We start from the raw sequence: 17,491 nt of genomic DNA, 5'->3' as shown, positions 1-17,491 counted from the left end.
TTATATGCTTTATTATTAAAGCTTACTCTTTGGAGAAATAGAGATGACACGTAAATCTATCCTTAAACCCATGCTGTTATCAGCGGTATTAGCAACCTCTGCTGTAAGTTTAAGTGGTTGTGGTTATAACAACTTGCAGGCTCAAGATGAGCAAGTTACCGCCTCTTGGTCGGAGGTTGTCAACCAGTATCAGCGCCGAGCGGACTTGGTACCTAATTTGGTAAAAGTAGTACAGCAATATGCCGATCAAGAACAAGAGATATTCACGGAAGTGGCGGCAGCGCGTTCGCAGGCAGGCGGTATCACGGTGACGCCTGAATTATTGAATGATCCTGAGGCAATGGAGCGCTACGCTGAGGCGCAGTCCCAGCTCACTGGTGCTTTATCAAGACTGATGGCAGTCTCAGAGCGCTATCCTGATCTAAAATCTGATGCTTTATTTCAAGATTTACAGGCGCAATTAGAAGGCACGGAAAACCGTATTGCTGTAGCTCGTAACCGCTATATTCAAGAAGTGCAGGGTTATAATACTACTGTGCGTCAATTTCCAACCAATATTACCGCCAAGGTATTTGGGATGGATGCCAAGCCGAACTTTACGGTCGACAATGAAGACGCTATTTCCACAGCACCTGAAGTTAATTTTGGTGAGTAGCTGTTTGCAAAAACCGCTAATTAACTATTTTCAAATAGTAAGGTAGGTTTTAGTGAAGTTATGGCGTGAAAATCTAAGGCTTGGAAAAGGTTTTATTTTTACTACTTTATTAGTAAGCCAGTTTTTCTTAAGTGCTTGTAATCATGATGATGTAATAGTTCAAGAGGCCAAAAGTTATAGTGATCCGTTTAAAAGCGAAATTGCTGAAAAAGAAATTTACTCAACAAGGAGTCAGCTAACTTCAACAGAAAACCTTTCAACAACTAAAGAGGTACTTAAACCTTCTTTTGTTGATAAGGACTTATCAGAAACCTACATTACACCAGAAGCTTTAAGCAAACAGCTTAAGCATCCGGTTAATGATTTTACTAATAGCTTAAGCACGGCTGAGCTTACTTATTTGAATGAAAAATTGCGTGAGATTTATGAAGAAGGATTGCTACAAATAGGAATTGTCGTTGTTGCAACTACACAAGATACACCCATTTTTGATTATTCGATGAAAGTGGCAAAAAGTTGGCAACTGGGGAGTTCTGAGAACAATAACGGACTATTAATATTAATGGCACTTAATGACCGCCAGATTTATATTTTAACCGGTCTTGATATCGAAGATGAGCTAACAGATGAGCGTGTTGCTAGTGTCATCGATAAGGACATGACACCCCATTTCCAAAAGGGAAATTATGTAACAGGACTATCAGCAGGCATTGATTCATTAGTTGATAGCATCAGGATGTCTCATTAATATAGAGCTCTAGTAAACTGTTTATTAGACTAAAACACTAGGTAAAATAGATCAGATGAATAACTCAAGAGCAATAGCTACAGCATTATTAGTTACCCTCAGCGCGGCTACTGCCACTGCATCCAATGCCGCGCAGAATGATGTCGCTGTGGCTACTGCTGACGACGCTAACGGTTTACAAAGCAATCGTAGTGTGGAAGAGCTGGTAGCTATTGCCAAAGCTAGTGAGAATAACGAAGCGCTTAATGAGGCGGTGCTGGGTAACGAAGCCATCAATGACGCTATACTTGGTAATGAGGCTATTAATCCAAATTCGGTAAATACGGATAATAGCGCTACTACTAATCAAAACCAAGCTAATAATTTACCACCAGTTCAATCTACCGCTGCCAGTGTTGACGCTGATAAACTCATTCTTAATAGTCCAGTAGTTGATCAGGCCAATATCTTAAATCCGCAACAAAAGCAGCGCCTGCAAGCACAGTTGCAAGGAATTTACCGTAAGGGCCTAGCACAAGCGGCAGTAGTGATAGTGCCGACGACTAACGGAGTTCCTATTTTTGACTACTCTCTTCAAGCCGCTGAGAGATGGCAATTAGGTGAGGCCGATACTGATGATGGTCTGCTTATATTGGTAGCGGTGAATGATCGTGATATATATATTCAGTCCGGTTATGGCTTAGAAGGGGTATTACCTGATGCAGCTCTTAATCGCATTATTCGAGAGGATATCACCCCTTACTTTAAGCAAAACGATTATGGCGCCGGGTTAATAGCTGGATTAAATAAAATCCAACAACGCCTAGAAGCGGATCCAGAGATATTAGCGCAAGCTGATGCTCAAGCCGAAGCGCGCAGTGCTCAACAAGGATCGGATGAGCTACCATCACCTATTTTCTTATTCATAATGGCGATGATCTTTGGTAGTTTTATTACTAATATATTTGGCCGTGTTTTTGGTTCTATTTTGACCGCGGGCGGGTTTTTTGCTGGATCTTTAGCCTTGGGTGGTGGGTTTTTTATGACTGTCATCATGGCGATATTTATATGGTTGTTCCTGATTTCTCGTGGCAGCGGCGGTGGTCGTGGCGGACGAGGAGGGGGCGGCGGCGGTATGGTGTTCTTACCGGGTCTGGGCGGCGGTGGCGGTTTCGGCGGCGGTGGTTTTGGTGGTGGCGGCTTTGGCGGCGGCGGTGGCGGCTTTGGTGGCGGCGGCGCTGGCGGCTCTTGGTAACTCAAAGTCGCTTACCTATTATAAAAAAGAGCTTGTTTGGCAGTGAGCTTAATTTAATCAGTGTTTATCGATTTGGTACTTATTCATAGCGCGATAGTATATTTGAGGAAAGACAAGCATGGTTCAAAACAACTCGTCACAGGCAAGTTTCGCTCGCTTATGGCGTCAAGTCATATTTGTACCCGTGCTTCATAGTAGATGGCTAACCGCTGAGGCTAGAACACGTTTGACCGTAAAAGTCACCGAAGCTGAAAAGGGTCATCGCGGAGAGGTGTTTTTGATTATAGAAAATGCTTTGCCTATTCAAACCGCCTACTATACGGATGCGCGCGCCCGAGCTGTTGAGCTGTTTAGTGATTACCGTGTGTGGGATACCGAAGAGAACACCGGCGTGCTAATTTATGTCAACGTCTGTGAACAAAGCTTGGATATCATCGCTGATCGCGGTATTAGTGGTCATGTTAGTCCCACCGTTTGGCGAGCGATGTGTGACAAAGCGGTAGCTGGTATCGCTAATAAAAAAGTCGAGGAAAGTTTGTCAGATTTACTCGATGAGGTCGGGCAACTGCTACGTCAATACTACCATCTTGAGCATGATCCCGCTGGCAATGAGTTATCTGATGCGGTCGTCTTTTTAAAATAGATAGTATGGATAAAGCCTTTATAAGGTATAAAACAAGGTTGAGATAAGATGATTGAGCTGATAAAAAGATTGCCAAAAGCCGAGCTGCATCTCCATATTGAGGGCTCTTTAGAGCCTGAATTGATGTTTAGGCTCGCTCACAAAAATAACGTAGCCATTCCCTATAATAGCGTCGAGGAAGTTCGTAGTGCTTATAACTTTACCAACTTGCAGACTTTTTTGGATATCTACTATGCTGGGGCCAATGTTTTACTGACCGAAGATGACTTTTATGATTTGACTTGGGACTATATTAAAAGGTGTGTTGAGAATAATATCATTCATACTGAGATATTTTTTGACCCACAAACCCATACTTCTCGAGGTATTGCTTTTGACACTATCATCAGTGGTATCAAAAGAGCGCTTAGCGATGCTAAAGAGCAATACGGCATTAGCTCTTGTATTATTATGTGCTTTTTACGTCATCTCTCAGAGCAACAAGCCTTTGAGACTCTTGAACAAGCCTTAGCTTATAAAGACGATATCATCGGTGTCGGCCTTGATTCGGCTGAGATTGGTAACCCGCCTTCAAAATTTGCAGCGGTCTTCAAAAAAGCTAAAGCGGAAGGTTTTAAACTGGTAGCTCACGCTGGCGAGGAGGCCGACTTTAGCTATATATATGAAGCGCTTGATTTGTTAAATATTCAAAGAATCGATCATGGCGTACAGTCTATTCATAGCCCAGAGCTGATGGCTAGGTTAAAACAGGAGCAAATACCGCTTACCGTCTGTCCAAACTCTAACATCGAGCTAAAAGTATTTGATAACTATCAAGCGCATAATATCAAGCAGCTATTAGACTACGGTCTAAACGTCAGTGTCAATTCTGACGACCCTGCTTATTTCAAAGGCTACGTCAATCAAAATTTTATCAACTTATATGAGAATATTGACTTATCAGCAGAGGATATTATTACTTTAGTCCGTAATTCCTTTAAGGCAGCTTTTATTGATGATCAGTTAAAAGCAGAATATTTGGCCAAAGTAGATGCTGCTATTTCATGTACTTAAATACTCTAAGCTTAGCTAACTTTGTATTACTAACTTTATATCACTAACTTTGTCATTAGCTTTTTGACTGCTCTAATGTGCTCACCAATAATGGCATTACTGCTCCTGCTTTGGCCGCTAAAGTAATGTCCACTACGGTACTTGGCGTAGGATTGGGGTTTATCTCAATAATCTTGGCGCCGTTTTGTTTGGCAAGCTGCGCCAGACCGGCCGCAGGATAAACCAAGCTTGAGGTGCCAATACTTATAAACACCTCACAATTGGCAGCGGCTTCTTCAGCTTGTTGCCAAGCCTCTACTGGCAATGACTCTCCGAACCAAACAATATCAGGCCTGATATAACCGCCGCACTGCGGACAGGCTATCAATTCATCACTAAAGCGCTTTATTTTCTCTACAGCATTCTTGGTTTCTTCGTTATTTGCTGAGCTTTCTACAAAAACACTATCGCATTGGCTACAGCGATTGCGCCATAGATGCCCATGCAGATGAATAGCTTCGCTGCCTGCTTGCTCATGCAAGTCATCAACGTTTTGGGTGATTAAAGTGAGGCGCTGTTTTGAGGCTAGATTTTTTAAAGCTAACCCTTGTTGCCATTTTGCTAGCGCCCGGTGTGCCGGATTAGGAGCTTTATCCTGCACTAGCTCGCGTCGCCATTGATACCATGACCATACCAGTTTTGGGTCACGGGCAAAAGCAGTAGGACTAGCTAAGTCTTCGGCGCTAAAATTCTCCCACAACCCTGTTTGCTTATCCCGAAAAGTTGGAATACCACTCTCGGCCGAGATACCAGCACCGCTTAAGATACAAACTTGCTTAGCTGAGCGTAATAACTTTGCTGCTTGCTCAACTTGTGCTACTAATTTTGTTGATAATTCTGCTACCATAACTTAACCCTCATTAATAATGGATAACTCTCTTTATGATAGACGGAATTTGGTGGCTTGTCATATTGCTAAGCGTAGTTGTGGCTCTATGGCTGCTAGCGAAGTCGCGCGGCGCAAAAGTAGCAGCGCAACAAAAGGGTGGCGCTGATAAAAAATTACCAAGCAACGATGCGCTACAAAAAACCTCACTATTGATAAAAAAACATCTTCCTGATTATCGAGTAACGCGAAAGACCAATCATCTGCTAGTCACCAAACAAGGAAAAAAGATAGTAATGATTACTATCGATAAACAGCTAGCGGCCGGTCAGCGCCTATTAGATGATGTTGCTGTTATCAATTATCACCGTGTCCCTAGTCGTGAGTTGATAGCGGTAAGTTTAGAGAATGCCAAATAAAGTCATAATAAATAGATTGGTGGCGTTTATAGCAAATATATGTTCTGGTTTTGATAACTATAAAACCCTAATAAATATACTAAGATAGGTAGGTGTTAAGATATCTCGATAAGTGAGCTACTTTTGCGTTTTTGTGTATGCAGAGTGCTAACAAACGAAAGTACACATTTCTTGCTAACACTTTACATCAAAGAACATGATTTTTTGCTAGTATTAGCTAGTGCTAGATAAGCCTAATGTAATAACTAAGATAACTAAGTAGTCAATCAAAAAGTGGTCAATCAAAAGTTATCTTCGAGTTAATAATTAAGGTCTATTCTTTAAATCACTATCGCCCTATCACTTACTTAATAAAAGGATGACTTATAATGACTTTAAAAGTCTTTAGACAAGCAAATCGCGTTATTGCCATTACCGCTATTAGCAGCCTTGCTATGCTCAGTATTACCACTCACGCGGCCACTTACGAGCTTGATCCTAAACATACGGCAGTACGCTTCACTGTCGATCATTTTGGTACTTCTACCAATGCAGGCGGTTTTTATAACCTATCAGGTATGCTTGAGTACGCTCCTAAAGAGCAAAAGGGTTTTGTAGGTATTACTATTCCTATGGGCAGCTTAGATACTGGTCTCAAAGCTTTTAATAATCATCTAAAATCAGCTGACTTTTTTAATGTAGAAAAATACCCAACCGCTTATTTTAAGTCAACGAACTGGCAGTTTAATGGTGATAAAGTGAGCGCGGTTACGGGTGATTTGACTTTACTGGGCAAAACACACCCTGTGACTTTGATCGCCACCAAGTTCAATTGTTATGATAGCCCAGTTTTAGGTGTCGAGGCTTGTGGCGGCGATTTTGAAACCACTATCGATAGAACCAAATGGGGTATGGACACTTATACCACCGGCGGTATGATGAAAGACATCAAACTAGTGGTGCAAGTAGAAGGCAGCAAAAAAGCAGATCTAAAATCGCAGTAATTTATTCCCTAAAATTATCTTTTAAGGGATAGAGACTATCTAAAGCCTAAGCCCTAAAAGGTATAGTAAATGCCAGATTGAGTATCTAACTTAGTCTGGTATTTTTTATTTAACAATAAAAAGGTTGAGAGCGGCAATCATGGCATCGTCTACCAGAGCTTATAGGGAATGTGTAAAGATGTGAGTTTTTTGAGAGAAAGGAAGGAGAGAACAGGATAATAATAGTGGTGCGCTCGGCGGGAGTCAATCATAAACCTGTAACCCTTTAATTTAAAAGGATTCGAATATATTTTAAATTATTTTAACAACGGATTTAACAACATTTTGTAGTTGTTACTCTTGGCTTATAACGTGGTAAGTTACTCTTAGCTGTTTACAAAATAATTATGCTAATGAAAGTGAGTTATCTGATTTTAGCAATTAATATCTTATAAGCTGACTCAACCCATACTTGCTCACTAGAATAACCATATAGTAAAGGGTTGAAGTCAAAGCTGTTAGCTTCAAAAGTTGTTTTTGCGAGATTGTTCTCTATTATATATTCAAGATCTTGAACTAAGCTGTTTAAAGTCTCTAAATTTTCCTTACTTGCAAAGTGAATGATTACATCTGCGTCATTCACTTTGGTATCAGAATACTCCGCCCACCAACTTTGATAGAAGTAGGCGTTCATTAGATATATAAATGTATTTATCATAATGTCTTCTGTAGAGAATCTTCGCTAACTTATTATTCTTTATCTGCAAGCTAATTCTACTGCTTGCAATGCGGAGTCTCCATAACTATCAAGCATATCAGTAATCTTACAGCCTTCATCAGAACACTTCAATGAAAAGTCCTTATAGTTGTTAAAGTCACTGTCTGCGATATCTTCATCACCTTCAAGCAAGATACTAGCGCGCACATTACCATTATCTAGCACCTTATATTTTACATCAGCCGCTTCATCTATTGAATAGCCGTTCCCCACGCTTAAGTTCAAGATATAACGAACTTCACTGCAGTCTGAAATTTCATCAGCATAGCCATCATAAGTATTCATAGAATCCGCTTTAACAAGAGCAATAGCATTTTGTAAATCTCTATCTGCGTAAGCGAATAGTGTGTCTAACTCTTCAGCTGTATCATCGTTTTTAAGTGAAAGCACGGCATCGCGATACAAAAATTTAATAATATCTTTCTTATGACTATCATTATTAACTATTTCATCTTTAATCTGAGGCGCTTCTTCAGTTTTTTCAGGTGTTGGAAGGATTACTTCATCACTACTTAAAGTATCAATATTTTCTGAAGCTTGATCATTAGGGCTATTATCAGTCTGATTATTGGCATTATTGCAAGCCGATAATAAAAGGGCGATTGTCAGAGGTAGGACAAGAGCAATATTTTTCATGTAGTATTTCTAACCTAATTTCTAATAGATGATGAACCAATATACTTGTGATAGCACAAATGTGCGCGTTATCGCGCGCAAAATTGCACTTTTTCGCGCCATAAAAATCAGCGTATTTTGTAAGCCGTTGTATTAATTGGCTATATTTTTTTAAATAATGTGTTTTTCGCGCGAAAATGGCCTCTAGGGCGCGCAACAATGAGCGAAATATGGGTATATAGAGTTAAATTATTATTGCCGCTTAACTTTAAAAAATAATAATTTGGCATGCTTTAATACTGTAGTTATTGTTGTGTCATTCCTACACATCGCATTCTCTCCTAACTACCTTTTGTATGCAACAAAGTTCTATTCTTATTACCTGCCATGCCTGCAACTCACCTATGGAACTGATATAATCCCAAGTATTTTATCGGTATTCCTATATTTTGGTTTATCCTTATAAGTTTTCCTTTATCAGACTCAAATAATAAGACTCTCCTATGACGACCAAAAACTTCTCTCAAACAGCGGCTTTCATCTGGTCTGTCGCTGACCTATTACGCGGTGACTTTAAGCAATCTCAGTACGGTCGCATCATTCTGCCGTTTACGCTATTGCGCCGCTTAGAGTGCGTATTAGAAGATACTAAGGCAGAGGTGGTCGCTGAGAGCCAGCGTATCGCTGAGATGGGTTTGCCTGAGGAAGCGCAAGAGAAGTTCTTGATACGTGCCAGCAAACGCCCCTTCTATAATATCTCGCCGATGGATCTCAGCAAGATGGGTCAAAGCGACATCAAGGATAACCTCAATACTTACGTGCAATCTTTCTCTAAAGACGCGCGTGAGATATTTGAGCATTTCAAGTTTGAAGAGTTTGTCGGTCAATTGGCTGATGCTAACTTGCTGTATAAAGTCGTGCAGATGTTCGCCAATACCGACCTTAGTCCTGAGACTATCTCCAATCATGAAATGGGCTTTGTGTTTGAAGAGCTGATCCGCCGCTTTGCTGAAAGCTCAAACGAAACGGCAGGGGAGCACTTTACCCCGCGCGATATCGTGCGCCTGACTACCTCATTGGTATTTATGGAAGATGATGACGCACTGACCAAAGATGGCATTATTCGCACCATTTATGACCCTACAGCGGGGACGGGCGGCTTCCTATCCTCTGGTATGGAATATGTGCTAGAACTCAACCCTGACGCAGTCATGCGCACCTATGGCCAAGAGTTAAACCCTGAGTCTTATGCCATCTGTAAAGCCGATATGCTGATCAAAGGGCAAGAGGTGAATAACATTAAGCTGGGTAATACCTTATCCAATGATCAGCTGGTGGTTGAGAAGTTCGACTACATGCTATCTAACCCGCCGTTTGGGGTGGACTGGAAAAAAATAGCAGGCGAGATCAACGATGAGCATACACAAAAAGGTTTTGACGGCCGCTTTGGGGCTGGCTTGCCGCGCGTGTCTGATGGGTCGCTATTGTTCCTAATGCATCTGCTTAGCAAGATGCGTCCGATTACTGGTGATGATAAAGCGACAGATAACGGCAGTACTCAAAACAGTAATCAAGGCAGCCGTATCGGTATCATTTTAAATGGTTCACCGTTATTCACGGGCGGCGCGGGTAGTGGTGAGAGTGAGATTCGCCGTTATATCTTAGAAGCCGATTTGCTAGAGGCCATCATCGCCTTGCCAAACGATATGTTTTATAACACGGGCATTGCTACTTATATCTGGATATTAAGCAATAAGAAAGCCGCTGAGCGCCGCGGCAAAGTGCAATTGATTGATGGTAGTAACCTATATAGCAAGATGCGTAAATCTCTTGGCTCTAAGCGTAATGAGATGAATGATGACGATATCAAGACCATTACCAAAAGCTTCGGTAACTTTGAAGTGGTTGATGCGCGCGTACTCGATAAGGTTGATGAGGTAAAATCTAACCGTGGCCGTCAGTCTGCCAACCCAAAAACTGAACCTGCCAAGACCTTCGCCAGTAAGATATTTAAGACCCATGAATTTGGCTATCGCCGTATCACCATTGAGCGGCCGCTACGTCTATCGGCTCAGCTGTCAGATAACGCGTTAGAGACCCTACGTTATGCACCTAAACCATTCGATATGGTCATGCCAGCGCTGTATGAGGCGTTTGGTGGTAATTGGACGACTGATAGCTATGGCGACTTATCGGCGGTCACGTTAGAAGCGCGTGCGATGATTAAGGCGGACTTCTCTGAGCTAAAAGAAAAGCAAATCAAAGACGTGCTTGACTCTAAAGTATGGCGAGATCAGCTTGAGATCATGAATAAAGCCAAAGCCTTGCAAGCCGCGATAGGTGAAAACCAATTCGATGACTTTAATGAGTTTGAAAAAGTGTTTAAGCAAGCGTTAAAAGACGCTGAGATTAGCTTAGACACCAAAGAGAAAAAGCAGCTGATGGATGCTATCACATGGAAAAACCCTGAAGCAGAACCCGTCATCAAAAAAGCGGTCAAGGTTGCCAGTCCGCTTTATGGTGCGTTTACTTATCGTTCCAAAAATAGCACCGATCCTGCCAGCAAGACCAAAATAGTTGAGTTCCAAACAGATAGCGACTTACGTGATTATGAAAACGTGCCACTTAATCCTGAAGTGACGACCACTGAGCTGATTGAAAGTTACTTCGCCCGTGAAGTACAGCCGCATGTGCCTGATGCGTGGATCAATGCGGACAAAGTAGATGCGATTGATGAAGAGGTTGGCGTTGTGGGCTTTGAGATACCGTTTAACCGTCATTTCTATGTGTATGAGCCACCGCGTCCGCTAGCTGAGATTGATGCAGATTTGGATGCGGTTAGTAGCGAGATTATGCAGTTATTGGGTGAGGTGCATTCGTAATGGCTATATATAACGATTATAAAGCCACTCAAACCTTGGGTTTCGAAAGTATTCCTTATGACTGGGAGATCAAAAAAGTTAAATATCTTTTTAGTATTGGTCGAGGAAGAGTCATTGCGCAAGAAGAGTTGATGGTTGATGGTCTCTATCCTGTATATTCTTCACAAACTCAAAATAATGGCTGCTTGGGTTATATAAACTCTTTTGATTTTGATTGTGATCAATTAACTTGGACAACAGATGGTGCAAATGCTGGAACCATATTTATTAGATCAGGAAAACATAACTGTACGAATGTTTGTGGAACGTTGCAGTTGAAAGGTAATTTAACTTCCTTAGATTTTATTTATTATGCACTTCAGTATGCTGCACAGTTTTATAAAAGACCTGATACAAATGGTGCCAAAATCATGAATAATGAGATGGCAGAAATTGGATTGGCTACTCCATCGATATTAGAACAACAAAAAATTATAGGATTCCTCGACCATGAAACCGCCCAAATCGATACCTTAATCGAAAAACAGCAAACCCTTATCCAACTGTTAAAAGAAAAGCGCCAAGCCGTCATCAGTCATGCCGTGACTAAAGGCTTGAACCCTGATGCACCGATGAAAGATTCGGGCGTGGAGTGGTTGGGGGACGTGCCGGAGCATTGGGATATTATGCCTGCAAAGCGATTTTTTAAATTAGTTGCTGAGCCAGCACCTTCAAATAACGATTATGAGTTATTATCGGTTTATACAGCGATTGGAGTTCGTCCTCGTAAAGATTTAGAGCAGAAAGGGAATAAAGCGTCTACGACTGATGGGTACTGGAAAGTAGAGAAAGGGGATATAGTTGTAAATAAACTATTGGCTTGGATGGGTGCAGTAGGCTATTCGGATTATGAGGGAGTTACTAGTCCAGCGTATGATATTTTGCGAGCAACAAAAGATATTAATTCTAAGTTTTATCATTATTTGTTTAGAACTAAATTAGCTAATATGGAGTTTAAGCGATGGTCTAGAGGAATAATGGAGATGCGTTTGAGACTTTATTTTGATGAGTTAGGTCGTATTTTTATGCCTTTACCTTCAAAAAAAGAGCAAGACCTAATAGTTAAAAAAATTGAAAAAATGGATAATCAATTTGATAATTTGATCAAAAAGTCAGAGTACAACATCCAACTCATGCAAGAACGACGCACTGCTTTAATCTCCGCCGCCGTTACGGGTAAGATTGATGTGCGGGGTTGGCGAGCGCCTGAGTAGCTGTAAATAGAGATTAAGCGCATATTGCGTTTGATAAAAGAAAATCAATAAAAGGAGTTATATGATGAAAGCAGTTACCGTAGCAGCTCTATTAGCATCAATGGCCGTGACCACCATCGCCCAAGCACAGACCTATAAATGGCAAGATGATTTTTGCAGTATGCAGGGTGACTTTGACAGTAATAAATATACCGCTAAGCAAATCAAGAATTCACATTTAGTATTAGAAAGCTTAACCAGATCAAATCTAGATAGCTTTTTTCCACCGATGGATATTGACGCGCTAGACAAGTTATCGATGAAAGACTTAGACAAGCTTACTGAAGAATATATAAAAGTTAAGAATAATATTGAACGACTTGATGTGGTGCCTGAAGCAAAAGGTTATAAGCAAGAGTTGGTCAAGTCTATTGACGGCGAATATGAACAAAATAAATTGACGATTTTGGGATATCTGAATCCCAGTGAGGCACTCAAGCAAAGCCCGCAAATGTGTAAAACTTATATTGAGCCGTTATTAAAGAATGAAACGGCTGTGCAAAATAGATGGAAGCAGTTTGTTGAAGAGCAAATTCAAGAACAAGCAGATATCACAGACGATGGTGGTAAGTATTACCGCAGTTTGGCTACCAAGCGCTATCAGGAAGAAAAAGCCAGCAACCCTACTAAGTACGCCAAGATAAACTTGGTTACTTTTGGTTTTGGTAATTGCGTCAATGATCAGGTCTATCATGCCGACTCTGATGAAGTGTTTAGTAATCAGCAAAAACTGAATAAAACATTATTTGGTAAAAGCTTTAAGCAGATGTGCGATGAGCCGTAAAACTTGGATTACGTTTTTTAATGAAGCCGAATAAACCGCCCAACTCGTGCAAGTATGCCGCACCGCTTTAATATCTGCTGCTGTTACGGGTAAGATTTATGCGGGAGGTTAGCGAGTGCCTGATACTCTATAGGAGTAATACAGCAGGAACTTTACTTCATATTTATATATCGACTATTTTGTAATACGTGTTGTAATACTTGTAGAATTACAATATGATGGTGACTCTTACCAATAATTGAGGGTCAACCATGTCCACATCTAGTCGTATTAAAAATTTATTGAACCATAAGGGTGATTTACAGGTATTGTCATTGCGCCTTAAGCCTGAGCTAATTAATAAGTTGGATGAGTATTCACAAACAGTATCAGCCCTTACTTCTGAGACCGTTACCCGCTCTAGTCTAATAGAGACTTTTATACAAGGCGGTATTGAAGAACTAGAAAAACAACTTGCTAAAGAGAATGATGACGACGCATTAATCACTACTAAAGACAATCAACAAGAGCAACAAAGGTTTTTCCTACTCAATACTAACTTCACTAACGATGAAAATGATCATTATAAAATGCTAGAAAACGGTGAAGCTTCAGCATTCTATGGTGATTGGAAACACAATATAGAACGCTTAAAGGAAGGCGATATCGTCTTCCTTTATCAAAGCGGTCATGGCATAGTTGGCTATGGCAACGCTGATGCTTATTTAGATAAACGAGAGCACCATGGTGAAGTAGCAGAATGTTATACCCGTAAGCTAAACAATTTTATCCGTTTAGATAATGCTCTATCAGCACGAAAAATGAAAGATGTCACTAAAACAGATTTTAACTTCATGCGAACAATGGTGCAGTTAAATAAAAAACAAGGCGAGGCACTTCTAAACAGTTTTAAGGCATAATTTCCGTTAAAGTTTACAAGCCTTCGTGGTCAGTTTACTCGCCTCTAGTCTCAATAATCAGGGACTGGAGGTGAATAGTATCTTATTGGCAGTAGTTATTTATAAGCGCTTTAGGCTCAATAATAGCGATACTTGCATCTTAATCATGCAAGGGCGGCTAATGTAATCTAAGTATCACGGCATTACTAACGAAACCCGTAAACTACCTCTTAAATGGACTTAACATGACCGACACTACCTACGAATCTGTCTTCCAAGCCGATATCGTCACTCAGATGCAAGCGCAAGGCTGGCAATTGGGTAGTCCTAGCGGCTATCAGGCAGAGACGGCACTTTATGAGCAAGACGTACTAGACTTTGTACAGACCACCCAGCCGCAAGAGTGGGAGAAGTTCTGCCGCACCTTTCCTATCGACTCAGAGCGCCACTTTATCGCCGCATTGGTCAAGCAGCTCAATAAGGCAGACGCGCAAGCCACCGATAGAGCCTCGCGCACTTATGGCACACTAGGCGTCTTACGTCATGGCCTCAAGATTCGTAACGCGCGCTTTTCATTATGCCAGTTTAAGCCTGAGCATAGCCTAAACCCTGAGACCATGGCGCGCTATGAAGCCAATATTTGCCGTGTTGTGCCTGAAGTCGTCTATAGCCCTCATACCAGTCTTAAAAACGGCGCTGACGCTAATGGCAAGGTCGCTAAGCGTAACCGTATTGATGTGGTGCTGTTCGTCAATGGCTTGCCCGTCACAACGATGGAGCTAAAGTCGGAGTTTAAGCAAGCGGTACAAAATGCCATTACTCAGTATAAGAAGACCCGCCTGCCGAAAGATCCTGATACCAAGAAACCTGAGCCGCTACTGACGTTTAAGCGTGGCGCATTGGTTCATTTCGCTGTCAGTCAGTATGAAGTCTATATGACCACTAGGCTGGCAGGAGACAGCACGTACTTCTTGCCGTTTAACAAAGGCACCAGTGAGGGTGGCGCAGGTAACGATATCCCTGACGATATCAGCCAATATGCCACTGACTATCTATGGAATGAAGTACTCACACCAGAGAACTTACTCGCCATCCTCGGCCACTTTATGCACTTGCAGATAGACGAGGAAGAAGACGCTATTGGCCGCAAGTCCAAAAAAGAAACCATGATGTTCCCGCGCTACCATCAGTGGGATGTGGTGACCAAGTTGGTTAATGCTGCTGTGTCTGAAGGCGCTGGTCAAAAGTACCTCATTCAACACAGTGCAGGCTCAGGAAAATCTAACTCTATCGCATGGACTGCCCATCAGCTATCCACCTTATACAACAGTGACGGCGATAAGCAATTTCACTCTGTTATTGTCATTACCGACCGTACCGTGCTTGATGACCAGCTTCAAGATACTATTTATCAGTTTGAACATGCCGATGGCGTGGTCGGTAAGATCAATAGAAAAGAAGGTGACGGCTCAAAGTCTGAGCAGCTTGCCAGTGCATTGGTCAACTCACAGCCGATCATTATCGTGACCATTCAAACTTTCCCGTTTGTACTCAAAGCTATTGAAGACTCTAGCGTTTTAAAGTCGCGCCGTTATGCGATCATCGCCGATGAAGCGCATTCCTCACAAACAGGCTCTACCGCCCGCCAGCTCAAAGAAGTGTTGGTCTCAGGTGATATAGAGAGTAATGCTGCCGAGAATGATGCACCGCTATCTAGCGAAGACATATTGGACGCCACGCTAGCCGCCCGCCGTAGCAGTCCTAACCTAAGCTATTACGCCTTTACTGCCACGCCTAAGCCAAAAACTATTGAGCTGTTTGGGCGCTTGCCTAACCCTGACTTGCCAGCTGCTAGCGATAACTTGCCCGCCGCTTATCATGTGTATTCCATGCGCCAAGCCATTGAAGAAGGCTTCATCCTAGATGTGCTAAAAAACTACACCAACTATAAGGTTGTCTATCAGCTTAAGCAGAAGCTTGCTGCCGAAGATGATGAGGTCGATGCTCGCCGCGCCAAGATTAAGCTCAATAACTGGGTGCGCCTCCATGAGCACAATATCGCACAGAAAGTTAAGATCATCATTGAGCACTTTAACGACAACATTAAAGGCTTACTCGGCGGGCAAGCCAAAGCCATGGTCGTGACAGGGTCGCGTAAAGAAGCGGTACGTTATAAAATCGCCTTTGATGACTATATTGCAGATAGTGGCTATCGTGGCATCAATGCCATGGTCGCCTTCTCAGGGGAAGTCACCTTCAATGATAACGACCCTGACAGCGGCGCACTCATCGGTGAGAAGTTCACTGAGCACAATATGAATATTGGCCTAAAAGGCCGTGACCTACGTAAAGCTTTTGACAGCGATGACTATCAAGTGATGCTGGTGGCTAACAAGTTCCAGACAGGCTTTGATCAGCCGAAACTGTGCGCTATGTACGTCGATAAGAAGCTGACAGGCGTGGACTGCGTACAGACCTTATCACGGCTTAACCGTACCTATAAAGGTAAGGCGGAGAGTGGCACGTTTGTCCTCGATTTCTTTAATGATCCTGAGGATATTTTAGAGTCCTTTCAGCCGTATTATGAGACCGCCACCTTAGCAGATGTGTCCGATCCCGATCAGGTGTATGACCTGTATGAGAAACTACGTGCCAGCGGCATCTTCTTATGGAATGAGGTCGAGCAGTTTGTTGAAGCCTTCTATAGCAAGAATAAGTCTAACGCGGCCATTAGTAATATCTGCAAGCCAGCGGTCGAGCGTTGGCAGAAGCGTTATAAGCTGGCGCGCGAACAAGCACAGCACGCCAAAGTGATGCTAGAGCGTACCAAAGCGACTGGTGATGTGGTGCTGATGACCAATGCCGAAAATGATTACAAAGGCTTTAAGGCCGATCAAGATGCGCTGGAGATCTTTAAAAAGGATTTAGGGACATTCACCCGCCAGTATGAGTTTATGTCGCAAATCGTCGATTATGACGATAAAGAGCTGGAAAAGCTGAGCCTATATGCGCGTAACCTACAGCCGCTACTGCGCGAAAGTGTGGACAACGAAGATGACGTTGATCTAAGTAATATTGTCATGAGTCATTACCGCGTCTCAAAGCTGTATCAACAAGATCTAAAGCTACAAGAGGGTAGTGGTGAGCTAGAAGCAGGCGGCGGTGGTGGTACAGGAAAGCCAAAGGATCAGAAAGAAGAGCTGCTGTCGAAAGTCATTAATAGATTGAACGAGGTGTTTGCGGGCGAGGACTTTACTGATAAAGACAAAGTTAATTTTATGAACACTATTTGGGATAAGGTCACGGAAAACGAAATTGTGGTCAAGCAATTCAGTAATAACAGTACCGATCAGATTATGCTTGGTGGTTATCCTGATGCCGCCGAAGACGCTATGTTTGAAGCGAAGGATGCGTTTGAAGATATGACTATGCACTTACTGTCTAATCCCAATCAGTTTAAGAAGTTTATTAGATTGATGCTTGATACGAAGTTGGGTGCTTAAAGGTTAGGTTTTTCACTTATGACATATGTTAATTAAGTTAAATCTGAGGTTTTATGAGGTTTTGACAAGTTTTTATTCTATATAGATGTTGGGTTTTAACCTTAAATTTTCTAAACCAATTACAACAAAAAAAGGCACTACTTCTACATAATGCCCTAATTTGAATAGAATATTTAAAAT

15 protein-coding genes are annotated in these 17,491 nt (G+C 42.0%); 12 read left to right on the top strand and 3 right to left on the bottom strand.

Annotated elements, in window-relative coordinates:
- Positions 1-43 precede the first annotated feature (43 nt).
- The 5 genes from M0N77_RS08940 (at position 44) to M0N77_RS08920 (ending at position 4,333) form a co-directional block, all read left to right on the top strand.
- Positions 44-655, top strand: a complete 612-nt coding sequence (locus M0N77_RS08940; RefSeq protein WP_353104850.1) for a LemA family protein — start codon at positions 44-46, stop codon at positions 653-655.
- Between the two features lie 52 nt (positions 656-707).
- Positions 708-1,403: a TPM domain-containing protein gene (locus M0N77_RS08935; protein ID WP_353104849.1), complete on the top strand. Its 696-nt coding sequence runs from the start codon at positions 708-710 to the stop codon at positions 1,401-1,403.
- 55 nt (positions 1,404-1,458) lie between these two features.
- On the top strand, positions 1,459-2,637 hold the full coding sequence (locus M0N77_RS08930) for a TPM domain-containing protein (RefSeq protein WP_353104848.1): 1,179 nt from the start codon (positions 1,459-1,461) through the stop codon (positions 2,635-2,637).
- Between the two features lie 118 nt (positions 2,638-2,755).
- Positions 2,756-3,280: a TPM domain-containing protein gene (locus tag M0N77_RS08925; RefSeq protein ID WP_353104847.1), complete on the top strand. Its 525-nt coding sequence runs from the start codon at positions 2,756-2,758 to the stop codon at positions 3,278-3,280.
- A 48-nt stretch (positions 3,281-3,328) separates the two neighbouring features.
- Positions 3,329-4,333, top strand: coding sequence for an adenosine deaminase (locus M0N77_RS08920; RefSeq protein ID WP_353104846.1), 1,005 nt, complete (start codon positions 3,329-3,331; stop codon positions 4,331-4,333).
- 55 nt (positions 4,334-4,388) lie between these two features.
- Here the strand turns inward: M0N77_RS08920 and M0N77_RS08915 are convergent, their stop codons facing one another.
- Positions 4,389-5,219 carry an NAD-dependent deacylase gene (locus M0N77_RS08915; RefSeq protein WP_353104845.1) on the bottom strand — a complete coding sequence of 277 codons (831 nt, stop codon included), beginning with the start codon at positions 5,217-5,219 and terminating at the stop codon, positions 4,389-4,391.
- A 35-nt stretch (positions 5,220-5,254) separates the two neighbouring features.
- Between M0N77_RS08915 and M0N77_RS08910 the strand changes: the two genes are divergently transcribed.
- Both M0N77_RS08910 and M0N77_RS08905 read left to right on the top strand, forming a co-directional pair.
- Positions 5,255-5,617, top strand: a complete 363-nt coding sequence (locus tag M0N77_RS08910) for a hypothetical protein (RefSeq protein ID WP_353104844.1) — start codon at positions 5,255-5,257, stop codon at positions 5,615-5,617.
- 368 nt (positions 5,618-5,985) lie between these two features.
- Complete coding sequence (locus tag M0N77_RS08905; RefSeq protein ID WP_353104843.1) at positions 5,986-6,600, top strand: YceI family protein; 615 nt, start codon at positions 5,986-5,988, stop codon at positions 6,598-6,600.
- Positions 6,601-7,003: 403 nt separating this feature from the next.
- Here M0N77_RS08905 and M0N77_RS08900 read toward each other — a convergent pair whose 3' ends face one another.
- On the bottom strand, positions 7,004-7,297 hold the full coding sequence (locus M0N77_RS08900; RefSeq protein WP_353104842.1) for a contact-dependent growth inhibition system immunity protein: 294 nt from the start codon (positions 7,295-7,297) through the stop codon (positions 7,004-7,006).
- 39 nt (positions 7,298-7,336) lie between these two features.
- A complete protein-coding gene (locus M0N77_RS08895; RefSeq protein ID WP_353104841.1) occupies positions 7,337-7,993 on the bottom strand; it encodes a hypothetical protein in 657 nt (218 codons plus the stop codon).
- Between the two features lie 482 nt (positions 7,994-8,475).
- Between M0N77_RS08895 and M0N77_RS08890 the strand changes: the two genes are divergently transcribed.
- From M0N77_RS08890 to M0N77_RS08870, 5 genes are all read left to right on the top strand, one after another.
- Positions 8,476-10,854: a class I SAM-dependent DNA methyltransferase gene (locus M0N77_RS08890; protein WP_353104840.1), complete on the top strand. Its 2,379-nt coding sequence runs from the start codon at positions 8,476-8,478 to the stop codon at positions 10,852-10,854.
- A complete protein-coding gene (locus M0N77_RS08885) occupies positions 10,854-12,107 on the top strand; it encodes a restriction endonuclease subunit S (RefSeq protein ID WP_353104839.1) in 1,254 nt (417 codons plus the stop codon). The genes M0N77_RS08890 and M0N77_RS08885 overlap by 1 nt, the downstream gene beginning before the upstream one ends.
- A gap of 61 nt (positions 12,108-12,168) precedes the next feature.
- Positions 12,169-12,930, top strand: coding sequence for a hypothetical protein (locus tag M0N77_RS08880; RefSeq protein ID WP_353104838.1), 762 nt, complete (start codon positions 12,169-12,171; stop codon positions 12,928-12,930).
- Positions 12,931-13,181: 251 nt separating this feature from the next.
- Positions 13,182-13,829, top strand: coding sequence for a hypothetical protein (locus tag M0N77_RS08875; RefSeq protein WP_353104837.1), 648 nt, complete (start codon positions 13,182-13,184; stop codon positions 13,827-13,829).
- A gap of 224 nt (positions 13,830-14,053) precedes the next feature.
- On the top strand, positions 14,054-17,311 hold the full coding sequence (locus M0N77_RS08870) for a DEAD/DEAH box helicase family protein (protein WP_353104836.1): 3,258 nt from the start codon (positions 14,054-14,056) through the stop codon (positions 17,309-17,311).
- Positions 17,312-17,491 lie beyond the last annotated feature (180 nt).

The organism is Psychrobacter sp. AH5 (assembly GCF_040371085.1).
Taxonomy (GTDB): Bacteria; Pseudomonadota; Gammaproteobacteria; order Pseudomonadales; family Moraxellaceae; genus Psychrobacter.
The sequence above is the reverse complement of the archived record's forward strand: the minus strand, read 5'-3'. Positions and strand labels throughout refer to the sequence as shown.

What these genes read in the sequence shown, in the direction of transcription:
- M0N77_RS08940 (WP_353104850.1), top strand. Translation starts at nt 44, where the DNA reads ATGACACGTAAATCTATCCTTAAACCCATGCTGTTATCAGCGGTATTA.
- M0N77_RS08930 (WP_353104848.1), top strand. Translation starts at nt 1,459, where the DNA reads ATGAATAACTCAAGAGCAATAGCTACAGCATTATTAGTTACCCTCAGC.
- M0N77_RS08925 (WP_353104847.1), top strand. Translation starts at nt 2,756, where the DNA reads ATGGTTCAAAACAACTCGTCACAGGCAAGTTTCGCTCGCTTATGGCGT.
- M0N77_RS08920 (WP_353104846.1), top strand. Translation starts at nt 3,329, where the DNA reads ATGATTGAGCTGATAAAAAGATTGCCAAAAGCCGAGCTGCATCTCCAT.
- M0N77_RS08915 (WP_353104845.1), bottom strand. Translation starts at nt 5,219, where the DNA reads ATGGTAGCAGAATTATCAACAAAATTAGTAGCACAAGTTGAGCAAGCA.
- M0N77_RS08910 (WP_353104844.1), top strand. Translation starts at nt 5,255, where the DNA reads ATGATAGACGGAATTTGGTGGCTTGTCATATTGCTAAGCGTAGTTGTG.
- M0N77_RS08905 (WP_353104843.1), top strand. Translation starts at nt 5,986, where the DNA reads ATGACTTTAAAAGTCTTTAGACAAGCAAATCGCGTTATTGCCATTACC.
- M0N77_RS08900 (WP_353104842.1), bottom strand. Translation starts at nt 7,297, where the DNA reads ATGATAAATACATTTATATATCTAATGAACGCCTACTTCTATCAAAGT.
- M0N77_RS08895 (WP_353104841.1), bottom strand. Translation starts at nt 7,993, where the DNA reads ATGAAAAATATTGCTCTTGTCCTACCTCTGACAATCGCCCTTTTATTA.
- M0N77_RS08890 (WP_353104840.1), top strand. Translation starts at nt 8,476, where the DNA reads ATGACGACCAAAAACTTCTCTCAAACAGCGGCTTTCATCTGGTCTGTC.
- M0N77_RS08885 (WP_353104839.1), top strand. Translation starts at nt 10,854, where the DNA reads ATGGCTATATATAACGATTATAAAGCCACTCAAACCTTGGGTTTCGAA.
- M0N77_RS08880 (WP_353104838.1), top strand. Translation starts at nt 12,169, where the DNA reads ATGATGAAAGCAGTTACCGTAGCAGCTCTATTAGCATCAATGGCCGTG.
- M0N77_RS08875 (WP_353104837.1), top strand. Translation starts at nt 13,182, where the DNA reads ATGTCCACATCTAGTCGTATTAAAAATTTATTGAACCATAAGGGTGAT.
- M0N77_RS08870 (WP_353104836.1), top strand. Translation starts at nt 14,054, where the DNA reads ATGACCGACACTACCTACGAATCTGTCTTCCAAGCCGATATCGTCACT.